Below are 21,646 nucleotides of genomic sequence, written 5' to 3'. Positions count from 1 at the left end.
CCTCGTTGTCGCGACGCAGGATGAGGTGGGAGGGCGTCGCGATAGCGTTCGCTCAATGTATGGATCCAACGGATCAGAACGCTTCATCGGCTTGGCGAGACGTCCCGATTTCCGTGTTCACAGCACAAAAGTCGCCACAGATCAGCCGATCAGGCTACAGGTCATGTCAGAAATCCGCGCACGCTGGAGGGAGACGAGAAGGGCCCGCGGGAGCATGTCCCGCGGGCCCTCGAATCGACGGGGGGACTACTCGGCGAGCAGTCCCTTCGCCACATGCGTCACCTGGATCTCATTGGATCCGGCATAGATCATGAGCGACTTCGCATCGCGCGCGAGCTGCTCGACCCGGTACTCGGCCATGTACCCGTTGCCGCCGAACAACTGCACGGCTTCCATCGCGACCTCGGTGGCGGCGCGCGAAGAGTACAGCTTCATCGCCGACGCCTGAGCGAGGGTCGGCGGCTTGCCCGCCTTGGACGCCTCCATCGCGACGAACAACATGTTCTGGACGTTGAGTCGCGCGATCTCCATCTCGGCGAGCTTCAACTGGATGAGCTGGAACTTCGCGATCTCCTGCCCCCAGAGCGTGCGGGTCTTCGCGTAGTCGATCGACAGGCGCTGGCACTCATTGATGATGCCGAGCGACAGGGCCGCGATGCCGATGCGTTCGGCGGTGAACCCGGCCTTCGCGCTGTCGCCGCCCCGCTTGTCGGAGCCGGTGTCCTCGGACTCGCCGAGCAGACGGTCCTTGCTCACCCGGACGTTGTCGAAGAAGAGCTCGCCGGTCGGCGAACTCATCATGCCCATCTTCTTGAACGCCTTGCCCTGGCTCAGGCCCTCCATCCCCTTGTCAAGGACGAAGGTGAGCACCTTGCGGTCACGCATCGGGGTGCCGTCGCCCTCATCGAGCTTGGCGAACACCACCATCGTGTCGGCGTACGGGCCATTGGTGATGAAGGTCTTGTTGCCCTTCAGGATGTAGTCGTCGCCGTCGCGGCGGACGGTGGTCTTCATGCCGCCGAGGGCATCGGAACCACTGTCGGGTTCGGTGATCGCCCACGCGCCCACCTTCTCCATCGTGACGAGCTCCGGCAACCACCGCTTCTTCTGCGCCAGCGTGCCGCGGCTGCGGATCGTGGAAACGGTCAACCCCATCGACACGCCCATCGAAGCGATGAGCCCGAGACTGACGCCCGCCATCTCCATGTTGAGGATGAGGAACATCGAGTTCGCGAGGTTGTTCGAACCGCCGCCCGACGCGCGCTCCTCGCCCGCCTCCTCCGCGGCGAGTTCCTTCTCCAGGTTCTCGGTGTTCATCGCGTCCATGCCGAACGTCGCCAGCATCTTGCGCAGGATGTCGTACGGCGGCAGCGCACCCGACTCCAGACCCTCGAGGTTGGGACGAACCTCCTTGTCGATGAAGCCGCGCACCGCGTCACGGACCATCACATCTTCGTCAGACCACTCGAACATCAAGCCTCCAAAACTGAAACACGTTCCACTTAATGTCTGACGGTAGCGCATGGTGAGACGAAATCGGCGGGCGGTCGCCGGCCTGGGCTCGGATCGAGGCCTAAATCGCGGAGCCGTCGCGGCCGAGCGTCATCGCACCCAACCGTCGGTGCCACTGTCTGTTGAGCCACATCTCCACCAACTCCGGCGCGACAGCCGCCTGCGACGCCCATCGATGGATCAGCGAGTTGTACCTGACGTACCGCCGTACCGAGTACTGGGATACGGACGCCGCGACCATCCACCCGTTCCAGGTGAGGCTGCCCGCCGTCGCACCGTCGAGCAGCTGTGGCCGATCGGGCGCACCGTCGTGAATCGCCCAGCAGTACAACGACATCAGTGCATGGCCGACACCCGGCGCCGTCGGCCATCCGGACCAGTCACGGTAGGCGGCCGCGTCGATGAGCGCCGGCGCGCTGCGGCAGGCGATCAGCGCCCGATCGATCGCCTCGAATCTGCGCCGCGGATCGCCGGTCGACCTGATGTCGACGAATCGACGCATCCCGCCACCGCGGAACGGATGCTCGGCCAGCCACGCCGCGCACATGTACAGCCGGTCGTACTCCGGCTCGTCCCCGAACTCGAGTCCGGCAACGCCCGGTTCGAGATCGCCTCGGCGCAGATGTCCGACGCCCTTCCACACCTGACGGCCGTCCGGGTCTCGCGCCGTCAGCTGAGCGGGTATCGCCGCGTCCGCGAACCGTTCGTTCCACCAGTCGAGATCGACCTCGACTACATCCTCGAGCACCGTCTCGGCATACGGCTGACGGTGGCACCACTCGACGCACTCCGCCGGAATCACCAGCCGGGCATCCGCCCCCTCCGCGCACCACCTGTCGTCCATGCCGTGATGGTGGCACAGGCCTCGGACATTTCCGGTGGAGTCACCGTCACGCAGTCAGATCGTCACGATGTGGGTGCTCGCCGGCCGGACCGCAACGGTGAAGAACGCGGCCGAGCCGTCGCACAGCAGAGCTTGAGCGACGGGGCCTGCGACGACGATCATCGGACTCGCGCAGGCACGTCGGCGCACCGCGGTACGGATTCGCGCGACGAAGGCATCGACGGACTCGCCGCCGTGCCCCGTCCATGCCGGGTCCGTGAACCATCGACCCAGATCGTCCGGATCGATCTGCTCGGGCGACCGACCGCACCACTGACCGACGTCGAGCGACGCGAGCCCGGAATCGACGGTGTAGGAGACGCGCGCCGAGCGCGCGGTCTCGATCACCGACGTCTCCGGCCCCACGACTGCCCTCCGGTGGCCGGCACCGATCGCCGACGCCAGTTCGGCGGCGTCACGTCGTCCCCGATCGTCGAGGCCGTCGTGCTCGCCGCCGAACCGCACCGACCTGTTCGGCGCGGTCCGCGCGGCGACCACGACCGTCAGAGCCGTCAGGCTCCGACCACTTCCAGGGCCGGCTCAGCAGGCTTCGACCGCCGCATCATGACCCCGAGCAGTGCGACGAAGACAACCGTCAGAACAGTCCAGAGCAAGACCTGATCGGCGATCGCGTACACGCGGAAGTCCGCGACCACCTGTCCCGGGAATCCGGCTCCGACGATCGTGTCGCCGTTCATGACCGGACCCGGGATCTCCTTGAACTCCGGCAGCAGAGACGCCGTGATCGTGACCCCGACCAGGTAGGCCGCGGCCGCGACGACGCCGGACCACAGCCCGCCGATTCGACCGGCCAGCCGGAAACCGAGCACCACCGCGGCGATCATGAGTCCGAGCGAGACGAGGGTCAGGGTCAAGTACGCACCTGAGCGCGCACCGATCGTGTCCTCCTCGCCCACTGCGGGTGGGTTGGGCGGGTAGACGAAGAACGGCACTCCGACCACCGCGACGAACGACACGGCCCCGAGCGCGACGGCCACGATCCGCGGGTCGGCCGAGGGCCACCGTCGGCCGATATACGCCCAGAGGACGGTGAAGGCGACGGCGAAGAGCGCACCCATCGCGACCGCGAAGACCACGGTCCCGACACCTGCGCCGATGTTCTCCTGAACGGTTCGGGTGTAGATCTCGTGCTCGTGCGCGTGTTGTCCGGTGACGAGGGATTCGGCGTGCGAGCGCTCGTCCTCATATTCGATGGCCGCGGCGACCTGCGGTTCGATGAAGATCCGGGCGTAGACGAAGGCGACGAGGCCGGCGATCAGGCCCGCGAGGACGCCTGCGCCGGTGAACTTGCGTTCCATTGTGCTGTTGTCTCCTGCGCCGAGCCTCGACTCACGGACCTCACGGCCTCCCACGCTTGCCGTCGGCGCGCACGCAGCGTCGTGGACGAACTCGTGCACGTGGGTGTCGCTGCCGAAGACCGACACGGCGCCCTGGTCGTAGCCGAGGAAGTAGTAGGCCAGAGCGGCGACGAGCACCGTGGCTGTGAGCCACAGGGCGGCACTGGCGGCGGAGACGTCCGGCACGGCGAGGGCGCGGGTGCGCGGTGCGGTGACGGTTGATGCGGTCATGTCGTAGACATCCTGTTCTCCCAGATCTCGCGTCCGGGTAGGGGTTGTTTCACCACCGGTGCGATTGTCTGGCTCACGTCGTCGAGAAAATCGGCTCGAAGACGCTGACAGTGGCGCGACCGCCCCGGACTCTCACCGGGTTAATCGCATCGGTTGTTCCAGCAGCCTAGCCGGTGACACTCGGGGCCCGGTCCGGCACCGTGATCTCCCGCTGAGTGAGACGGGTGTCTCAACCGCCCGAGCGCCTCGCGTACTTGTGAACGTGGTCACTCGGCTCCCCGCCGGTGACCGAACCCTCCCCGTTACTTTCGAAAGGCGTCACGTGCGACTTCTGAAAACCCGCCTCATGGCGACCATCGCAGCGATCGTCGCCGCGATCTCGATGATCGTGGTCGGAGGCGGCACCGCCGTCGCCGCGCCGCAGACCGGCGAGATGTTCCTGACCTTCGTCCGCCACGGCGAGTCGGCGGGCAACGCCTCCGGACTCGTCGACAGCTCGGTCCCCGGACCGCATCTGACCGCGAAGGGCCAAGCTCAGGCCGCCGCCGTCGCGCAGCTTCTCGCCGACCGCAAGTTCGACGGCGTCTACGCCTCGACGATGATCCGCACCCAGGAGACCGCGGCCCCGACCTCGGCGCTGCGCCATCTTCCGGTCGTGGTCGAGCCCGGCGTCCGCGAGATCGAGGCCGGCGACTACGAGGGCACGCCGGAGAAGGACGCGCTGGCGACCTACTTCCAGGCACCGCTGCAGTGGATGCAGCGCAACTTCGCGCCCCGCATCCCCGGCTCCATCGACGGCTACGAGTTCATGAACCGGATGAACGCGGCCATCAAGGACATCCAGAACCGCGGCAGCAAGCGCCCGGTGGTCTTCTCGCACGGCGGCGCCATCATGGTGTGGGTCATGGCTGCGGTGTCGAACCCGAACCTCGGTCTGATGAAGTCGGATCCGCTGAACAACACCGGCCACGTCGTGGTCAAGGGCAGCCCCGAGAAGGGCTGGAAGCTGATCGAGTGGGACGGCAAGTCCGCCGCCTGATCGCTCTCCCGGCGAACCCCCGGACGATCCGCCTCCCCCTCCGCGGATCGTCCGGGGGTTCACGCGTGCCCGGGCACACCGGTCCCAGTCCGGCCGGGATTGTCGGTGGCATGCGCTTGAATGGACCTGTGGCACAGGGGTCGACGATTCTGCGGAGCATGCACCCGGCCACGCAGCGGTGGTTCACGGATGCCTTCGGCGCACCGACTCGAGCCCAGTCCGGTGCGTGGGCGGCCGTCGCCCGCGGCGAGAACACCCTCGTCGTCGCGCCGACGGGCTCGGGGAAGACGCTCGCCGCCTTTCTCTGGGCCATCGACTCACTTCATCGCGAGCGTCTCGAGACACCGGCGGACACACCGGTCGGCGTCCGCATCCTCTACGTCTCGCCCCTCAAAGCGCTGGCGGTCGACGTCCAGCGGAATCTCTCGGCTCCGCTGGTGGGAATTGCGCACGCGGCAGCGACGTTGGGCGTCGACGCGCCGTCGATCACCGTCGGCATCCGCTCCGGTGACACCCCGGCCGCGGATCGCCGACGGCTGCAGACCCATCCGCCCGACATCCTGATCACCACGCCCGAATCCCTGTATCTGATGCTCACCTCATCGGTCCGCGAGACGCTCGCGACCGTGACGACAGTGATCGTCGACGAGGTGCATGCCGTCGCGGGCACCAAACGCGGGACGCACCTGGCGCTGTCGCTCGAACGTCTCGATGCGCTGCTGGAGTCCCCCGCCCAGCGCATCGGGCTGTCGGCGACCGTCCGGCCGGAGACGGTGGTCGGCGAATTCCTCGCCGGATCCGCGCCGTGCACCGTGGTCAAACCACAGGCGATCAAAACGTTCGACCTGTCAGTCGACGTCCCGGTCGAGGACATGGTGAACATCCCGCCGCCCGAGACCGGCATCGAGGATCTCGACGATGCCTTCTCCCCGACCGCCGGTTCACTGTGGCCGCACGTCGAGGCCGCGATCGTCGACCGGATCGAGGTGAATCGGTCCACGATCGTCTTCGCGAACTCCCGGCGACTCGCCGAGCGACTGACCGCCCGCCTCAACGAGATCGCCGCACAGCGCGCGGGCATCGACCTCGACGCCGATCGGCCGAACCCGAACGTTCCCGGCGGCATGCCGTCCTATGTATCGGCCAGCGGCGACACCGGTGGCGCACCACCGGTCCTCGCCCGCGCGCACCACGGTTCGGTGAGCAAGGAGCAACGCGCCGAGATCGAGGACGACCTCAAGTCGGGCAGGCTGCGGTGCGTAGTGGCGACCAGCTCGCTGGAACTGGGCATCGACATGGGCGCGGTGGACCTGGTGATCCAGGTCGAGGCACCGCCGTCGGTCGCGGCCGGTCTCCAGCGGATCGGCCGAGCCGGGCATCAGGTCGGCGAGGTGAGCCAGGGTGTGCTGTTTCCCAAGCACCGCACCGATCTGATCCACTGCACGGTCGTGACCCAGCGGATGCTGGCCGGACAGATCGAGGCACTGTCCGTGCCCGCCAATCCGCTCGACATCCTCGCGCAGCAGACCATCGCGGCCGCCGCCGTCGACGACCTGGACGTCGACGAGTGGTACGCGACCGTCCGCCGCTCGATGCCGTATCGAACGCTCACCAGGGACGTCTACGACGCCGTTCTCGATCTGATCTCCGGTCGATATCCGTCGGACGAGTTCGCCGAACTCCGACCGCGCGTCGACTACGACCGCAGCACCGGCACGATCACCGCTCGGCGCGGCACCCTGCGACTGGCCGTCACCTCCGGCGGCACCATCCCCGACCGGGGACTGTTCGGCGTCTTCCTCGTCGGTTCGGGCGACGACTCGGGGCAGCCCCGCCGCGTCGGCGAGCTCGACGAGGAGATGGTGTACGAGTCGCGGGTCGGCGATGTCTTCGCCCTCGGCGCGTCGAGCTGGCGGATCGAGGAGATCACCCACGACCGCGTGCTCGTCTCCCCGGCGTTCGGCATGCCGGGCCGACTGCCGTTCTGGATCGGCGACGCCGTCGGCCGCCCCGCGGAACTCGGGGCGGCGATCGGCAAGTTCGTCGGGGTGGCGGGCGACGACGAACGCCTCGCCACCTTGGCCGCCGACCTCGGTCTGAGTCCGAACGCGCACCGCAACCTCGGCGCACTGATCGCCGAGCAGCGCGACGCCACCGGCACCCTGCCGACTGATCGCGCCCTCGTCCTGGAACGCTTCCGCGACGAGCTCGGCGACTGGCGGCTGGTGCTGCATTCGCCGTACGGACTTCGGGTCCATGCGCCGTGGGCGAGCGCGATCGCCCTCCAGTTGTCGGCGCGGCTCGGCCTCGACGGTGCGACCACCGCGACCGACGACGGCATCATCGTGCGACTGCCGGACACCGACGACGATCCGCCGGGAGCGGACGTGTTCGTTCTCGACCCGGACCACATCGAAGCCGACGTCACGCGGGCGCTGGCCGACTCCTCGCTGTTCGCATCGCGGTTCCGCGAATGCGCCGGACGCGCGCTGCTGCTCCCCCGGCGAGACCCCGGCAAGCGGGCACCGCTGTGGCAGCAGCGGCAGCGCAGCGCGCAACTGCTGGCGGTCGCTTCGCGGTTCCCGGATTTCCCGATCATCCTCGAAACCGTCCGCGAATGTCTCGCCGACGTCTACGACCTGCCCGCCTTGACCGACGTGCTGACCCGGATCGCGCAGCGCAAGATCCGCGTCGCCGAGGTCGAGACGTCGACGCCGTCGCCGTTCGCGGCGTCGATGCTGCTCGGGTACGTCGGCTCGTTCATCTACGACGACGACGCGCCGCTGGCCGAGCGTCGCGCCACCGCGCTCTCGCTCGACACCGCCCTGCTCGCCCAGCTTCTCGGCCGCGTCGACCTTCGGGAACTGCTCGACCCGGTGGTGATCGCGGACGTGATCGCCCGCCTGCAGCGGACGGCGCCCGACCGCCGTGCACGGGACGAAGAGGACGTCGTGGATCTGCTGCGCTGGCTCGGTCCGTGCACCCCCGCGGAGATCGCCGAGCGCTATCGCGGCGACGAGGACCTGACCGCCATGCTCGACCGACTGGTTCGCGGCGGGCAGGTCATCGACATCAGCATGCGCGGCGCGGCGGCGCTGGCCTCGGTCGACGACGCCGCCCGCCTGCGCGACGGGCTCGGCGTCCCGATGCCGCTCGGGGTCCCGGCCGCGTACTTGACTCCGGTCGCCGACCCGGTCACCGACCTGGTCCACCGATACGCCCGAACGCACGGCCCGTTCACCGCCGACGACGTCGCGACCGCTCTCGGCATGGCTCCCGCGGTGGTTACACGGACCCTCGATGAGCTCGCCGGCCGGCGCATCGTCATCGAGGGCGAGTTCCTGCCGGTCGAATCCGGCGACTCCGACCGACGCCAGTGGTGTCACTCCGACGTCCTCACGCAGTTGCGTCGCGGTTCGCTCGCCGCCGGGCGAGCCGAAGTGGAGCCGGTGGCACCGGACGCCTACACCAGGTTCCTGCTCGACTGGCAGCACGTGACCGGCAAGTCCCGACTCCGCGGCCCCGCCGGAGTCGCGGCGGCCGTCGAGCAACTGGCCGGGCAGCCGATTCCGGCGTCGGCGTGGGAGACGCTGGTCCTGCCGTCTCGCGTCCAGGACTACCGTCCCCCGATGCTCGACGAGCTGATGGCGTCGGGCGAGGTGATCTGGTCCGGGCACGGCGGCATCGGTGGTGCGGACGGCTGGGTGGCACTCCATCTCGCCGACGCGGCGGCGCTGACGCTCCGCGCGCCGGAGTCGTCCGAGCTGAGCGAAGCCCATCTGGCGATCCTCGAGGCACTCGGCGTTTCGGGTGCGCTGCGCTTCCGCGAGGTGTCTGCGGCCCTCGCCGAAACGGGACATCCGATCGCCGACGGCGACCTCCCAGACCTGCTGTGGGATCTGGTGTGGGCGGGCCGGATCACCAATGACTCGTTCTCCGTGGTGCGGGCCGCGCTCGATCCGCCGCGCGCCGCACGCACGTCGACCACCGCGCATCGGACCCGTGGCCGCGCGCCCCGTCTGCGCGCGGCGCGGCTGTCGTCGCACTACCTCGCGGGTGCGGGCGGACCGATCGCCACACCGCCGAACGTCGGCGGCCGATGGTCCGCCGTTCATCGCGTCGAGGTCGATGCGACCACGTCGACGGCCGCGACCTGCGAGGTCCTGCTCGACCGCTACGGCGTCGTCACCAAGGGATCGGTCGCCGCGGAGGCGATCGAGGGCGGATTCGCACGGATCTACAAGGCACTCGGCGTCTTCGAGGACAACGGGCAGGTTCGGCGCGGCTACTACATCGACGGGCTCGGCGGCGCGCAGTTCGCCTCAGGCCACACCGTGGACCTGCTGCGCGAGTTCGCCGTCGCCTCCCGCGAGCAGCGGACCGACGCCGCGGTGCTCGCCGCGACCGACCCCGCCAACCCGTACGGGGCCGCACTCGACTGGCCGGAGCGGACCGTCGAATCCGGTCATCGTCCGGGACGGAAGCCCGGCGCGGTCGTCGTGCTGGTGGGCGGACGTGCCGCGGTGTTCATCGAACGCGGCGGAAAGACGGTGCTGACCTTCACCGACGACCGAGAGGTGCTCGCCTCCGCGGCCGGTGCGGTGTATCGGGCGGTCGTGGACGGATCGGTCCCGCGGATCCACATCGACCAGGTCGACGGGGAGCCGGTCCGCCGGACTCCGTTCGGCGAAGCGCTGGTCTCGGCGGGCTTCGCGACCACCCCGCGCGGACTCCGAATGAACTACGACCCGCGGGGACGGTGATCGAGGGTGCCGGAGGGCGACACCGTCTATCGGACCGCGCATCGGCTGCGGCGCGCGTTGGCCGGAAGAACGTTGGACCGCACCGACTTCCGCGTGCCCCGCTACGCAACCGCCGATCTGTCCGGCTCCCGAGCGGCCGCGGTGCGATCTGTCGGCAAGCACCTGTTCATCGACTTCGAACGACCCGGCGGCGACGAGATCTCGCTCCACACGCATCTGATGATGGAGGGTGTCTGGGAGGTGTACCGGACGGGAAGTCGCTGGCGCCGGCCGGCTCACACCGCGCGCATCGTTTTGCGAAGCGGAGAGGTGGAGGCCGTCGGGTTCGATCTCGCGGTCGTCGAACTGCTCACCGACCCCGCGGCCGCCGTCGCGCACCTCGGGCCGGATCTGCTCGGCGACGATTGGGATCCGGCTCGGGCGGTCGCTCGGCTGTCCGCCGAGCCCGAGGTGCCGATCGGCGTCGCGGTCCTCGACCAGCGCAACCTCGCGGGCATCGGCAACGTGTACCGGAGCGAGCTCTGCTTCCTCCGCCGGATCCATCCGGCCACGCCGGTCGGCGACGTCGACCTGCCGAAGACGGTCGACCTCGCGCACCGACTGCTCGTCGACAACCGCCTGCGCGCCGTCCGCTCGACCACCGGCGTCACCGCCCGCGGCCGGGAACTCTGGGTCTACGGCCGGGATCGTCGTCCGTGCCGCCGATGCGGCACGGCGGTGATGCGCGAGATGCTCGGCGCTCCGCCCACCGCGCGGAGCGTCTATCTGTGCCCGCGGTGTCAGCCGCGCTGACTCGCCATGTAGATCCCGTAGGTCGGCGCCACCTCGGTGAAGCTCGACGGCGCGCCCAGCCACCCGCGGTACGACGCGGGGCTGGTCCCGTCGACGTCGACCACGCCGTACTCCAGACCGAGCTCGGATCCGTAGCAGATCTGCCCGGTCCGTGCGATGACCTCGTCGTCCGCCGCGAGCGCCGCGATCACGCGTCCGGTGAATTCCGGCGTCTCCAGGGACGGGAAGACCTTGCCGACCAGATCCGGGTCGGCCTCGACGTTCGCCAGCACCCGCTCGGTGGCGAGAATGCCCGGCCACAGTGACATCACCGTCACCCCGTGGGGCCGCAACTCCTGCGCCATGTCGTAGGTCATCTTGTCGCCGCCCGCCTTGCCCGCGCCGTACGTCGGCCCGTGCACGCCGGGCAGATAGGTGCGCGCGCCGGGCGACGAGATCTGGACCAGCAGGCCGCGGTTCTTGATCAGCAACGGCGCCGCGAAGTGTGCGGCCACGTAATGCGACCGCAGCCCGACGTCCAGAAGTGCGAGTTCGCTGTCGAGCGATCGCTCCCAGAAGCCCTGCGTCGGGCTGTCCGGCATGGCCGGCAGGGCGATCGCGTTGTTGACGAGGATGTCGAGGCCGCCGTGTTCGCGCTCGACGGTGGCGAACAGGTCCGCGACCTGCCGGTCGTCGCGGTGGTCGACCGGGACCGCGACCGCGCGTCCGCCGCGTTCAGCGATCTCGTCCACGGTCGCGTGGATGCTGCCGGACAGGCCGTCCTCGCTGGAACCTCCGCGCGGGGTCCGGCCGGTCACGTACACCATGGCCCCCGCGTCGGCGAGCGCGAGTGCGATGCCCTTGCCCGCTCCGCGCGACGCGCCGGTGACGACCGCGACCTTCCCGTTGATGTCGCTCATCGGGCAAACCTCCGTGCTTCGGTGTTCCGTGCGTCGAGGGTCGCGCAGTCGTCTCCGATGTCACCAGACTCCGGGGCCGGTCGACCAGCCCTGCTTCCGGTCACCGGAACAGCGAAGGCCCACGACAGCAGTCAGGAATGGAGTGCTGGATCGAGACGTCGTGCGCTGTCCGCGATGTCGGCGGCCGCCTCCTGCACCGCGAGAATCAGTCGCCGGTCGGACAGCACACGACTCGCCGGTCCGCAGACCGACACCGCAGCCGGAGCGGGGACGTCGTAGTCGACGGCGGTCGCGACACAGCCGAGTCCGGAGATCGACTCGGACCGATCGAAGGCCACCCGATCGGCGAACGCCGTCGCCAGCTCGTGGCGCAGCCCGTCGTCGATCCGCATTCCGGGTGCGAGCCCCGGCACCCCGAACGGCGCCGTGTCGAGCACATCCGACGGCAGCACGCTGAGCATGGCCTTCCCGACGGCGGAGCGATGAGCTGGGAACCGACCGCCGACCGTCGTCGGCACGCGAGCGCCCACCGCGCCGGCGATGCGCTCCCAGTAGACGGTGTCGGCGCCGTCGAGGAACCCCAGGTGCACCACCAGGCCGGTGCGCCGGTGCAGTTCGCGAAGGATCGGGAGCGCGGCCCGGTGGAACCAGTGTCCGCGGACGGTCTGCGACCCGAGCTCGAACAGCCGCACGCCGAGTTCGTAGCCCCGATCGTTGCGTGCCAGCCATCGCATGCGGACCAGCCGCTCCAGCAGCCGATGCGCCGTCGAGATGGGCAGTCCGGTGCGCGCCGCGACCTCGGTCAGGTTCATCGGGCCGATGGTCTCGAGGGCCTCGAGAATCAGTTCGGTGCGCTCCAGCGCCCCCGACGGGATCGGCGGGCCGGCATCAGCCATGATCTCTCCTCCGCTCACCGGGCGGCGACGGGCCGCGTCCGAGGAGTCAGTATGGTCGTCGTCCCGCCTTGTCGAAGTGGTCTTTCCCGGCCAGCGGAAGCGATTGTGTCCCAGGTCTCACTCGACGTCATATCGTCGGGCCAACCGGTTCTCCGCAACCGCGACACGAGGAGGCAGCATGGACATCGAGCAGCGGGTGACGGCACTCGAACACATCGAAGCGATCAAGGAGCTCAAGTACCGGTACTGGCGGGCCTGCGACGCCAAGGACCCGCAGGGCTTCCGCGACGCGTTCATCGCCAAGGGCGCCGAGATCGACTACGGACGTCTCGGCGCCTTCGACGACATCGAACCGATGGCGCAGATCTTCACCCAGGTGGCTCTGCACAAGGTCGACGGCGCCCACGTCATCTTCGACATGCACCACGGCATGCACCCCGAGATCCGGCTGACCGGCGAGGGCACCGCCACCGGACGCTGGACGCTGCGGTTCCGGCAGATCAACATGCTCGACCGGACCGAGTTGAACTCGACCGGCGAGTACAACGACGAGTACGTGATCGAGAACGGCGAGTGGAAGACGTCCAAGTGCGTCTTCACCGAGACCTGGTCGGTGACCCGGCCGCTCGACCCCGGCGCCGTGATCTCCGAAGGCGCTTTCGCGGACGTGGAGGCGGCCCGATGAAGTTCGGCGTCTCCCTGTTCACCTGCGACCGCGGCATCACGCCCGCCGACGCGGCGCGCGCGGCCGAGGACAACGGCTTCGACACCATCTACGTCCCCGAGCACACCCACATCCCGGTGGTCCGCAGCTCCAATCACCCGGCGACCGGCGACGAGACCCTCCCGGACGACCGCTATCTGCGGACTCTCGACCCATGGGTGGCGCTCGGAACCGCGGCGTCGGTCACCGAGCGGATCGGCCTCGGCACCTCGGTCGCGCTGCCGCTGGAGCACGATCCGATCACCCTCGCCAAGACCGTCGCGACGTTGGATCACCTCTCCGGAGGTCGGGTCACGTTCGGTGTCGGCCTCGGGTGGAACATGGAGGAGCTCGCCGACCACGGCGTGCCGACCAACAAGCGCCGCACCGTCCTGCGCGACTACCTCACCGCGATGCAGGCGCTCTGGACGCAGGAGGAGGCCGAGCACGACGGCCCGTTCGTGAAGTTCGGACCGAGCTGGGCGTGGCCGAAGCCGATTCAGCAGCCCCGCCCCGACATCCTGCTGGGCGCCGGCGGGACCGAGACCAACTTCAAGTGGATCGCCGCCTCAGGTGACGGCTGGATCACCACACCCATCGAGGAGGCGATCGACGAGGGCATCGTCCGACTCACGGAACTGTGGAACGAGGCCGGACGCTCCGGTGCTCCGCGCGTGATCGTGCTGGCCGACACCCCGGATCCCGATCGCCTCGCACATTGGAAGTCGATCGGCGTCTCCGAGGTCGTGTTCGGCCTCCCCGACGCCCCCACCGACGAGGTCCGGGTCTTTCTCAAGGAGCTCGCGGCGGCGGTGGCGTCCTCGCGATAGGGCCGCTCAGCGGATCTCGTGATCGGGCTCGGGCCCGAAGACGAACCGCCGGCCGGTGATCTCATCGACCGCGATCTCGACGTACGTGGTGCGTACGGCGGGGATCCACGGGTTGAGCGGGGTCCGGTCGGCGGCTTCGATCTCCGCCGAGTCGACCAGCGTCCGCGCTCGGCCCTTGGCGACCACGCTCCAGCCGATACGGCTGGTGAACGCGTCCACCTCGATCACTGCGCGGTCGTTGACCGCCAGTTCGGCGAGCTTGGTCCCCTCCGCGGTGCGGAACAGGATCTTCTCGTTCGCGACGTAGATGTTGATCGGGAAGACGTCGGGCTGCCCGTCGACGCAGACCGCCAGTCGTCCGAGAACGCTGCCTCCCAGCAACTCCCACGACTGCTCTTCACTGAGGTTCTCCACCGGCTGTGCACTCATGGCCCCAGTGTCGCCGACATCGGCCCACCCGCACAGAGGAATTGGTCTGTGAGCCGGACGACGGCCTAGTCCGGGATCGGCACCGGCTCCAGGATCTCGCGGCGAGCCTCCGGTGCGGCGGCGCGCAGGGCATCCGCCGACTCGTCGTCTGGTTGGCGCTGCGAAGCGATCTCGGCCTCCACGCGGGCGGTGTAGTTGTCGACCTCCCAGGCCGACTTCTCCGCGTCCCACCCGAGGATCGGTGCGATCAGGTCGGCGACCTCCTGCGCGCATTCGACGCCGCGGTGGCTGTACTCGATCGCGATCCGGGTGCGCCGCGCCAGCACGTCCTCGAGGTGCAGGGCGCCCTCGACCAGCACGGCGTAAACGATCTCCGCGCGCAGGTACTGTGGCGCCGCGGCGAGCGGTTCCAGCAGCGACTCGTCGTCGTCCGCGTAGTACAGCACGTCGTCGATCAGCGATCCGTAGCGGTTGAGCAGGCGTCGGATTCGGTACGGGTGCAAGCCGAATCGCTCGCCCAGGTGCTCACACTGGTTGATCAGCGCGAAGTAGCCGTCCGCGCCGACCAGCGGAACCCGCTCGGTGATCGACGGCGCGACCCGGGTCGGGATGTAGTCGTTGCAGGCCTCGACTGCGTCGGCGCCCATCACCCGGTACGTGGTGTACTTGCCGCCGGCGATCGACACCAGCCCCGGCGCGACCACCGCGACCGCGTGTTCCCGTGACAGCGACGACGTCTGGTCGTCCTCGCCGGCCAGCAGCGGTCGCAGACCGGCGTACACGCCTTCGATGTCGTCGTGGGTCAGCTTGGTGACGAGCTCCTGGTTGACGCGGTCGAGGATGTAGTCGATGTCCTTGCGCGTCGCCGCCGGATGGGCGAGGTCGAGATTCCAGTCGGTGTCGGTGGTGCCGATGATCCAGTGCGTCTCCCACGGGATCACGAACAGCACCGAATTGGCCGTGCGCAGGATGATCGCGGTCTCCGAGACGATCCGGTCGCGCGGGACGACGATGTGCACGCCCTTGGAGGCGCGCACCTTGAAGTGCCCGCGCTGCTTGGAGAGCGCCTGGACCTCGTCGGTCCACACACCGGCCGCATTGATGACGCAGTGCCCGCGAATCTGAGTGGTCTCGCCGGTCTCCGAGTCGCGGACCTTGACGCCCATCACCCGGTCGGCCTCGGTGAGGAAGCCGATCGCCTGGGTCGACGTGCGGATCACCGCGCCGTACTGCGAGGCGGTCCGTGCCAGAGTGAGGCTGTGGCGTGCGTCGTCGACGACGGTGTCGTAGTACCGGATTCCGCCGATCAGCGACTCCCGCTTGAGGCTGGGAGCCACCCGCAGCGCGCCGGCCCGGGAGACGTGTCGCTGCCCCGGCACCGATTTGGCGCCGCCCATCCGGTCGTAGAGGAACAGCCCGGCGGCCATGTACGGACGCTCCCAGACGCGCTTCGTCAGCGGCGCGAGGAAGGGCAGCGGCTTCACCAGGTGCGGCGCGAGCAGTCGCAGCGAGAGTTCGCGTTCACGCAGCGCCTCACGCACCAGCCCGAATTCGAACTGCTCAAGGTAGCGGAGTCCGCCGTGGAACATCTTCGACGACCGGCTCGACGTTCCGGACGCGATGTCGCGCGCCTCGACGAGAGCCACTCGAAGGCCGCGCGTCGCGGCGTCGAGCGCCGCGCCTACGCCGACCACACCGCCGCCGACGACGACGATGTCGAACTGTTCGCTGCCGAGTCGGCGCCACGCCTCGTTGCGGTAGGCGGGACTGAGATCAGCGGGTCGATCCGGATTGAACACGCTCTCCATATTTCGCAAGACTACCCGAGAGTAACCGGCCATCATGCCAGACTTGACGGCGTGAATCCGGATGCTCAGTACGTCGCCGCCATCGATCAGGGAACCACGTCCACCAGGGCGATGATCTTCGACCGCGACGGCTCGGTCGTCAACAGCGAACAGCTTGAGCACCAGCAGATCTTCCCTCGCGCCGGTTGGGTGGAGCACGACCCGATGGAGATCTGGCGCAACACCCGCAGGGTGGCGGCCGCCGCGCTGGCCGGGGCCCAGGTCGGCCCCGACGGCATCGCCGCATGCGGCATCACCAATCAGCGCGAGACCACGGTCGTGTGGGACCGGCACACCGGCGAACCGGTGTACAACGCGATCGTCTGGCAGGACACCAGGACTGACGAGCTGTGCCGGGAGTTGGCGGGCGACGCCGGCGTCGACCGATACCGCGAGCGCACCGGGCTCCCCCTCTCGACGTATTTCGCCGGTCCCAAGATCCGCTGGATCCTCGACAACGTCCAGGGCGTGCGGGCCCGCGCCGAGGCGGGCGATCTGCTGTTCGGCACCATGGACAGCTGGCTGGCCTGGCACATGACCGGCGGGGTCGACGGCGGTCTGCACGTCACCGACGTGACCAACGCGTCGCGCACCATGCTGATGAACCTCCATACGCTGCAATGGGATTCGGAGATCTGCGCGGAGTTCGGCATCCCCGAGTCGATGCTGCCGACGATTCACTCCAGTTCCGAGGTGATCGGTCAGCTGCGGACGGTCGGATCGCTGCCGGACGTGCCGCTCGGCGGCATTCTCGGCGATCAGCAGGCCGCGATGTTCGGGCAGGCGTGCCTCGAACCCGGCGAAGCGAAGAACACCTACGGGACCGGCAACTTCCTGCTCCTCAACACCGGAACCGAGCCGGTTCTGAGCAAGCACGGACTGCTCACGACCGTCTGTTACCGCCTGGGCGACGAACCCGCCCGATACGCCCTCGAGGGCTCGATCGCGGTCACCGGGTCGCTGGTGCAATGGCTGCGCGACAACCTCGGGATCATCGACTCCGCACCGCAGGTCGAGGAACTGGCACGCCAGGCAGACGACAACGGCGGCGTGTACTTCGTGCCCGCCTTCTCCGGGCTGTTCGCGCCGCGGTGGCGTCCGGACGCTCGGGGCGTGATCGTCGGACTGACCCGCTTCGCCGACCGGACGCACATCTCGCGGGCCGTCCTGGAGGCGAGCGCCTATCAGACCCGCGAGGTCATCGAGGCGATGCAGGCCGATTCCGGGGTCTCGCTGCAGACCTTGAAGGTCGACGGCGGAATGGTCGTCAACGACCTGCTCATGCAGTTCCAATCCGACATCCTCGACGTCCCGGTGGTCCGACCCGTCGTCAACGAGACGACCGCGCTCGGCGCGGCGTACGCGGCCGGCCTGGCGGTCGGATACTGGTCCGGCACCGACGAGATCCGCGCGAACTGGGCGCATGGCGGCCAGTGGGAACCGCAGATGCCGGAGGCCGAACGCTCCCGACTGTTCGACGGCTGGAATCGCGCCGTCACCCACAGTTTCGACCTCGCCTGACGCCCGTACCCCAGATCCGACTGGCCGCTCCCGACACGGGAGCGGCCAGATTTCTCTCCGAGACCATTGACATACAACCAAGTGGTTGTATGTTTGAAATGTGACCGACATCGACGAGGACCGGGCAGACGCACTGTTCCACGCCCTCTCCGATCGCACCCGTCGCGACATCCTGCGTCGAGTGCTCGCCGGCGAGCACTCGGTCACCGCGCTGGCAGAGAACTACGACATGAGCTTCGCCGCTGTGCAGAAGCATGTGGCAGTGCTCGAGCGCGCCGGCCTGCTCGTCAAACGACGGTCGGGCCGACAACAACTGGCGTCCGGCGACGTGACGGCAGTCCGATCGGTGACCGCAATGCTCGCGGACATCGAGCAGATCTGGCGCGGGCGGATCGCCCGGGTCGACGACCTGCTCGCCGATCCCGATACCGAATGACCGACCACCACCCCGACCCTGTGCCGCGCCGCGGCTCAGCCCCCGAAAGGAACCGACATGCCTGTCATCGACGTCACCACTGACACCGACGCCCTCACCCTGACCATCACCGCCGAGTTCAGCGCCCCGGTGGAGCGCGTCTGGGAGGTCTACGCGAACCCGCGCCAGCTCGAGAAGGTGTGGGGCCCGCCGCAGTTCCCGGCGACCTTCGTCCAGCACGACTTCGTCGTCGGCGGCCATTCGAAGTACTACATGACCAGCCCCGAAGGGGAGAAGTTCGGCGGCTGGTGGCGCTTCGAGGCGATCGATCCGACCACGTCGTTCACCTTCCAGGACGGCTTCGCCGATGCCGATCTCAACCCGGTCGACGACATGCCGGTGTCGAAGAACAACTACCGCTTCGAGCCGATCGACGGCGGCACCCGCGCGGTCTACACCGGCGTCTTCGAGAGCGCCGAGGGCCTGCAGAAGGTGCTCGAGATGGGTGTGGTCGAGGGCTCGACCGCCGCAATCAACCAGATCGACGAGCTGCTCGCCGCGTGATCCGCGGATAGGGTTCCCCGCTCAGCACAGGCACCGCTCCACCGGAGCAGGCCGCCGCTGAGCGGGGACTCTCATCCGTGCTCTGCCGCCGCGGCACGCCACCGTCGTGCGACGGTGAACTCCCGCAGCGCCACGGCGATGCCGCAGAAGGCGAGCGCCGCGAATCCGAAGCTGAGCGTGCGTGCGGATCCGACGATGTCCGGGCCGCCGAGCGAGACCAACAGACCCGCGAGCGCCGACCCGCTCGCGTTCGCGATCAGCTGGCTGGTGTTCAGTCCGGCCGACGCCTGCGCGGCCTGGACCTCGTCATCGGTGACTCGCAGTCCTGCGGTGAACCAGTGCGCCATCGCCATACCGATGCCGCAACCGCCGAAGAACAGCACGCCATACCAGGCGACGATCACACCGACGGACGGATCGCGCATCTGCAGGACGCCGTAGAGGATCAGTCCGATCCCGAGCACCAGCGGTCCGGCGAGCCTGACCGCGCGACGTCCGCGCTCGCCGTCGATGCCGCTCGCGGAGATGGATGCGACCGTCCACCCCCACGAGATGGCCGCGCCCAGGAACCCTGCGGCGAGCGGTCCGAGTCCGCCGATCCGCTGACCGAACAGCGGCAGGAAGGTCTCGATCGTCGAGACCGCCGCGAGCACCACGATGGCGAGATAGATCCACCGCAGCGGCGACCGGCCGCGGTACGTCATCTCCGGGAGCACCCGGGACGACGCGCGGCGCTCCCAGACGATGAACGCCGCACCGCCGATGGCCGCGACCGACATCAGGATCCACGTGACGCCACCGTGCACCAGCGATGCGACGCTGACCGCCCCGACGGCGACCGTCAACAGAGTCAACGACACCCACGGCACCGGGCCTGCCGGCTCCGTCGAGGTGCCGCGCGCGGGGAGGGCGCGGAGCGTCAGTGCGATGAGACCGGCGGCGAACAGCGCGAGCAGCCCGAACGCACCGCGCCAGAAGTGGATCTGGGCGAAGAATCCACCGACCACCGGACCGACGAAGTTCCCGACGCCCCACATCGCCGACATCAACGCGATCGACCGCTGCCACAGACTCGGCGGCAGCACCAGGCGGATCACCGAGAACCCGAGGCCGCCGAGAAGTCCCGCACCGAACCCTTGAAGCGCCCTGCCGACCAGCATCACGGTCATCGTCGGCGACGCGCCCGCGACTACCGTTCCCGCGGCGAACAGGGCGAACGCGAACACATACGACCGCCGTGCCCCGAAACGCGACAGCCACCGGCTGACCAGCATCGACGAGATCACCGACACCACGAGGAAGACCGTCATCGTCCACGCGTACAGGTCTTCGCCGCCGATGTCGGCGACGGCGCTCGGCAGCAGCGACGTGGTGAGGTAGACGTTGATGGCGAACAACGCGACACCGCCGGCCATCACGATCATCGGTGCCCGGTGCTCGCGGCCCAGAAGCTCGCGCCAGGTGCTCATCGGTCGAACCTCACGTCGTCGTAGCTGCCGCTCGCCTCAGGCCGGCGGCCCGCCGAACGCTCAATCCAGATCGTCGTGCCGGACCAGCTGCCGTGCGGCCTCGGTGATCGAGCCCGACAGCGACGGGTACACCGAGAAGGTGTGCGCGATCTCGGAGACCTGAAGCTTGTTCTCCACCGCGATCGCAATCGGCAGGATCAGCTCCGACGCGTTCGGTGCGACCACCACGCCACCGATCACGACGCCGGTCGCCGGACGGCAGAAGATCTTCACGAAACCGCGGCGGAGCCCGCTCATCTTGGCGCGCGGGTTGGTCGACAGCGGCAGCATCACGGTGCGCGCCGGATACTCGCCCGCGTCGATCGCTTTCTGGGATACGCCGACGTTCGCGATCTCCGGCCGCGTGAAGATGGCCGACGCGACCGTCTTGAGCCGGATGGGACTCACTCCCTCACCGAGCGCGTGATACATCGCGATCCGACCCTGCATCGCGGCGACGGAGGCCAGCGGCAGCACACCTGTGCAGTCTCCGGCCGCGTAGACGCCGGGAACCGAGGTCCGGGAGACGCGATCGACGGTGATGTACCCGCCGCGATCGGTCGCGACGCCCGCGGCGTCGAGGCCGAGCGAGTCCGTGTTCGGGACCGAGCCGACGGTCATCAGCACGTGAGACCCGGTCACCTCCTTGCCGTCGGCCAGATGGACCGTCGCGGACGTCTCGTCGCGGGTCACGCGGTCGGCGCGCGCGTACTTGATCAGCGTGACGCCTCGCTCGGAGAACGCCTCCTCCAGCACGCGGGCGGCGTCCTCGTCCTCATGCGGCAGCACGCGGTCGCGACTCGACACCAGCGTCACCTTCACCCCGAGCTCGGTGTAGGCGTGAGCGAACTCGGCGCCGGTGACGCCCGAACCCACGATCACCAGGTGCTCGGGGAGCTCCGTGAGGTCGTACAGCTGGCGCCAGTTGAGGATGCGCTCACCGTCGGGCTGTGCCGTCGGCAGGATGCGCGGCGAAGCGCCGGTCGCGATCAGCACGACGTCGCTCTCAAACATCTCGGTGCTGCCGTCGGCGAGCGTCGCGATCACCTCATGCGCCCCGATGCCCGGCTGCGTCTCCCCCAACTGCGCAGTTCCACTGATGATTCGGACGCCCTCGCTGATCAGTCGCGACCGGATGTCCGCCGACTGCGCGAAGGCGAGGTCCTTCACCCGCTGGTGAATCTGCGGCAGCGTCACCATCGCCTGGTCGGTGGAGATGTTCACACCGAGGTCGACGGCACGCCGGACCTCGGTGCGAATCCCGGTGGATGCGATGAAGGTCTTCGACGGAACGCAGTCCCAGAGCACACAGGCACCGCCGATTCCGTCGGAATCGATCACCGTGATGTCCGCGCCGTAGGCCGCGCCGGTCAGCGCCGCCTCGTAGCCCGCCGGGCCACCACCGATGATCACGATCTTCGCCACTGTGCACACTCCTTCACCCGCATGAATCCAC

The 21,646-nt window shown here is 68.7% G+C and carries 18 protein-coding genes; 8 read left to right on the top strand and 10 right to left on the bottom strand.

Features of this window, described 5'->3' with window-relative positions; translation table 11 throughout:
• Positions 1 to 246: 246 nt before the first annotated feature.
• From SCNU_RS03505 to SCNU_RS03490, 4 genes are all read right to left on the bottom strand, one after another.
• Positions 247 to 1,473, bottom strand: coding sequence for an acyl-CoA dehydrogenase family protein (locus SCNU_RS03505; protein WP_009677977.1), 1,227 nt, complete (start codon positions 1,471 to 1,473; stop codon positions 247 to 249).
• Positions 1,474 to 1,573: 100 nt separating this feature from the next.
• Entirely contained in the window at positions 1,574 to 2,356 is a 783-nt protein-coding gene (locus SCNU_RS03500) for an 8-oxoguanine DNA glycosylase OGG fold protein (protein WP_009677976.1), read from the bottom strand.
• Between the two features lie 54 nt (positions 2,357 to 2,410).
• Positions 2,411 to 2,893, bottom strand: coding sequence for a histidine phosphatase family protein (locus tag SCNU_RS03495; protein ID WP_009677975.1), 483 nt, complete (start codon positions 2,891 to 2,893; stop codon positions 2,411 to 2,413).
• 14 nt (positions 2,894 to 2,907) lie between these two features.
• A complete protein-coding gene (locus SCNU_RS03490; protein WP_040517567.1) occupies positions 2,908 to 3,714 on the bottom strand; it encodes a CbtA family protein in 807 nt (268 codons plus the stop codon).
• A 616-nt stretch (positions 3,715 to 4,330) separates the two neighbouring features.
• On the opposite strand from SCNU_RS03490, the gene SCNU_RS03485 reads away from it, so the two are divergent.
• From SCNU_RS03485 to SCNU_RS03475, 3 genes are all read left to right on the top strand, one after another.
• Entirely contained in the window at positions 4,331 to 5,023 is a 693-nt protein-coding gene (locus SCNU_RS03485; RefSeq protein WP_009677973.1) for a histidine phosphatase family protein, read from the top strand.
• Positions 5,024 to 5,181: 158 nt separating this feature from the next.
• Positions 5,182 to 9,786: an ATP-dependent helicase gene (locus SCNU_RS03480; RefSeq protein ID WP_009677972.1), complete on the top strand. Its 4,605-nt coding sequence runs from the start codon at positions 5,182 to 5,184 to the stop codon at positions 9,784 to 9,786.
• A 6-nt stretch (positions 9,787 to 9,792) separates the two neighbouring features.
• Complete coding sequence (locus SCNU_RS03475) at positions 9,793 to 10,578, top strand: DNA-formamidopyrimidine glycosylase family protein (RefSeq protein WP_009677971.1); 786 nt, start codon at positions 9,793 to 9,795, stop codon at positions 10,576 to 10,578.
• On the opposite strand, the gene SCNU_RS03470 is transcribed toward SCNU_RS03475, so the two are convergent.
• Positions 10,566 to 11,477 (bottom strand): SDR family NAD(P)-dependent oxidoreductase, encoded by a 912-nt coding sequence (locus SCNU_RS03470; protein WP_009677970.1) that lies wholly within the window; start codon positions 11,475 to 11,477, stop codon positions 10,566 to 10,568. The two genes, SCNU_RS03475 and SCNU_RS03470, sit on opposite strands and share 13 nt — an antisense overlap.
• A gap of 131 nt (positions 11,478 to 11,608) precedes the next feature.
• Positions 11,609 to 12,373, bottom strand: a complete 765-nt coding sequence (locus tag SCNU_RS03465) for an IclR family transcriptional regulator (protein WP_009677969.1) — start codon at positions 12,371 to 12,373, stop codon at positions 11,609 to 11,611.
• Between the two features lie 178 nt (positions 12,374 to 12,551).
• Between SCNU_RS03465 and SCNU_RS03460 the strand changes: the two genes are divergently transcribed.
• Entirely contained in the window at positions 12,552 to 13,058 is a 507-nt protein-coding gene (locus SCNU_RS03460) for a nuclear transport factor 2 family protein (protein ID WP_009677968.1), read from the top strand.
• Positions 13,055 to 13,906 (top strand): LLM class F420-dependent oxidoreductase, encoded by an 852-nt coding sequence (locus SCNU_RS03455; protein ID WP_009677967.1) that lies wholly within the window; start codon positions 13,055 to 13,057, stop codon positions 13,904 to 13,906. Before SCNU_RS03460 ends, SCNU_RS03455 begins: the two co-directional genes overlap by 4 nt.
• Positions 13,907 to 13,912: 6 nt before the next feature.
• On the opposite strand, the gene SCNU_RS03450 is transcribed toward SCNU_RS03455, so the two are convergent.
• Together SCNU_RS03450 and glpD are read right to left on the bottom strand one after the other, a co-directional pair.
• On the bottom strand, positions 13,913 to 14,335 hold the full coding sequence (locus SCNU_RS03450; protein WP_040517504.1) for a pyridoxamine 5'-phosphate oxidase family protein: 423 nt from the start codon (positions 14,333 to 14,335) through the stop codon (positions 13,913 to 13,915).
• 65 nt (positions 14,336 to 14,400) lie between these two features.
• Complete coding sequence (gene glpD / locus SCNU_RS03445) at positions 14,401 to 16,143, bottom strand: glycerol-3-phosphate dehydrogenase (RefSeq protein WP_040517503.1); 1,743 nt, start codon at positions 16,141 to 16,143, stop codon at positions 14,401 to 14,403.
• Positions 16,144 to 16,194: 51 nt separating this feature from the next.
• Between glpD and glpK the strand changes: the two genes are divergently transcribed.
• The 3 genes from glpK (at position 16,195) to SCNU_RS03430 (ending at position 18,682) form a co-directional block, all read left to right on the top strand.
• Positions 16,195 to 17,703: a glycerol kinase GlpK gene (gene glpK, locus SCNU_RS03440; RefSeq protein ID WP_009677964.1), complete on the top strand. Its 1,509-nt coding sequence runs from the start codon at positions 16,195 to 16,197 to the stop codon at positions 17,701 to 17,703.
• A gap of 100 nt (positions 17,704 to 17,803) precedes the next feature.
• Positions 17,804 to 18,139: an ArsR/SmtB family transcription factor gene (locus SCNU_RS03435; protein ID WP_009677963.1), complete on the top strand. Its 336-nt coding sequence runs from the start codon at positions 17,804 to 17,806 to the stop codon at positions 18,137 to 18,139.
• 57 nt (positions 18,140 to 18,196) lie between these two features.
• On the top strand, positions 18,197 to 18,682 hold the full coding sequence (locus SCNU_RS03430; protein ID WP_009677962.1) for an SRPBCC family protein: 486 nt from the start codon (positions 18,197 to 18,199) through the stop codon (positions 18,680 to 18,682).
• Between the two features lie 71 nt (positions 18,683 to 18,753).
• Here SCNU_RS03430 and SCNU_RS03425 read toward each other — a convergent pair whose 3' ends face one another.
• Both SCNU_RS03425 and SCNU_RS03420 read right to left on the bottom strand, forming a co-directional pair.
• Positions 18,754 to 20,151, bottom strand: a complete 1,398-nt coding sequence (locus tag SCNU_RS03425; protein ID WP_009677961.1) for an MFS transporter — start codon at positions 20,149 to 20,151, stop codon at positions 18,754 to 18,756.
• Positions 20,152 to 20,211: 60 nt separating this feature from the next.
• Positions 20,212 to 21,615 carry an NAD(P)H-quinone dehydrogenase gene (locus SCNU_RS03420; RefSeq protein WP_009677960.1) on the bottom strand — a complete coding sequence of 468 codons (1,404 nt, stop codon included), beginning with the start codon at positions 21,613 to 21,615 and terminating at the stop codon, positions 20,212 to 20,214.
• Between the last annotated feature and the right edge of the window lie 31 nt (positions 21,616 to 21,646).

The organism is Gordonia neofelifaecis NRRL B-59395, from assembly GCF_000192435.1.
In the GTDB taxonomy this organism is placed as follows: Bacteria; Actinomycetota; Actinomycetes; order Mycobacteriales; family Mycobacteriaceae; genus Gordonia; species Gordonia neofelifaecis.
The sequence above is the reverse complement of the archived record's forward strand: the minus strand, read 5'-3'. Positions and strand labels throughout refer to the sequence as shown.

What these genes read in the sequence shown, in the direction of transcription:
- SCNU_RS03505 (WP_009677977.1), bottom strand. Translation starts at nt 1,473, where the DNA reads ATGTTCGAGTGGTCTGACGAAGATGTGATGGTCCGTGACGCGGTGCGC.
- SCNU_RS03500 (WP_009677976.1), bottom strand. Translation starts at nt 2,356, where the DNA reads ATGGACGACAGGTGGTGCGCGGAGGGGGCGGATGCCCGGCTGGTGATT.
- SCNU_RS03490 (WP_040517567.1), bottom strand. Translation starts at nt 3,714, where the DNA reads ATGGAACGCAAGTTCACCGGCGCAGGCGTCCTCGCGGGCCTGATCGCC.
- SCNU_RS03485 (WP_009677973.1), top strand. Translation starts at nt 4,331, where the DNA reads ATGGCGACCATCGCAGCGATCGTCGCCGCGATCTCGATGATCGTGGTC.
- SCNU_RS03480 (WP_009677972.1), top strand. Translation starts at nt 5,182, where the DNA reads ATGCACCCGGCCACGCAGCGGTGGTTCACGGATGCCTTCGGCGCACCG.
- SCNU_RS03470 (WP_009677970.1), bottom strand. Translation starts at nt 11,477, where the DNA reads ATGAGCGACATCAACGGGAAGGTCGCGGTCGTCACCGGCGCGTCGCGC.
- SCNU_RS03465 (WP_009677969.1), bottom strand. Translation starts at nt 12,373, where the DNA reads ATGGCTGATGCCGGCCCGCCGATCCCGTCGGGGGCGCTGGAGCGCACC.
- SCNU_RS03460 (WP_009677968.1), top strand. Translation starts at nt 12,552, where the DNA reads ATGGACATCGAGCAGCGGGTGACGGCACTCGAACACATCGAAGCGATC.
- SCNU_RS03455 (WP_009677967.1), top strand. Translation starts at nt 13,055, where the DNA reads ATGAAGTTCGGCGTCTCCCTGTTCACCTGCGACCGCGGCATCACGCCC.
- SCNU_RS03450 (WP_040517504.1), bottom strand. Translation starts at nt 14,335, where the DNA reads ATGAGTGCACAGCCGGTGGAGAACCTCAGTGAAGAGCAGTCGTGGGAG.
- glpD (WP_040517503.1), bottom strand. Translation starts at nt 16,143, where the DNA reads ATGGAGAGCGTGTTCAATCCGGATCGACCCGCTGATCTCAGTCCCGCC.
- SCNU_RS03430 (WP_009677962.1), top strand. Translation starts at nt 18,197, where the DNA reads ATGCCTGTCATCGACGTCACCACTGACACCGACGCCCTCACCCTGACC.
- SCNU_RS03425 (WP_009677961.1), bottom strand. Translation starts at nt 20,151, where the DNA reads ATGAGCACCTGGCGCGAGCTTCTGGGCCGCGAGCACCGGGCACCGATG.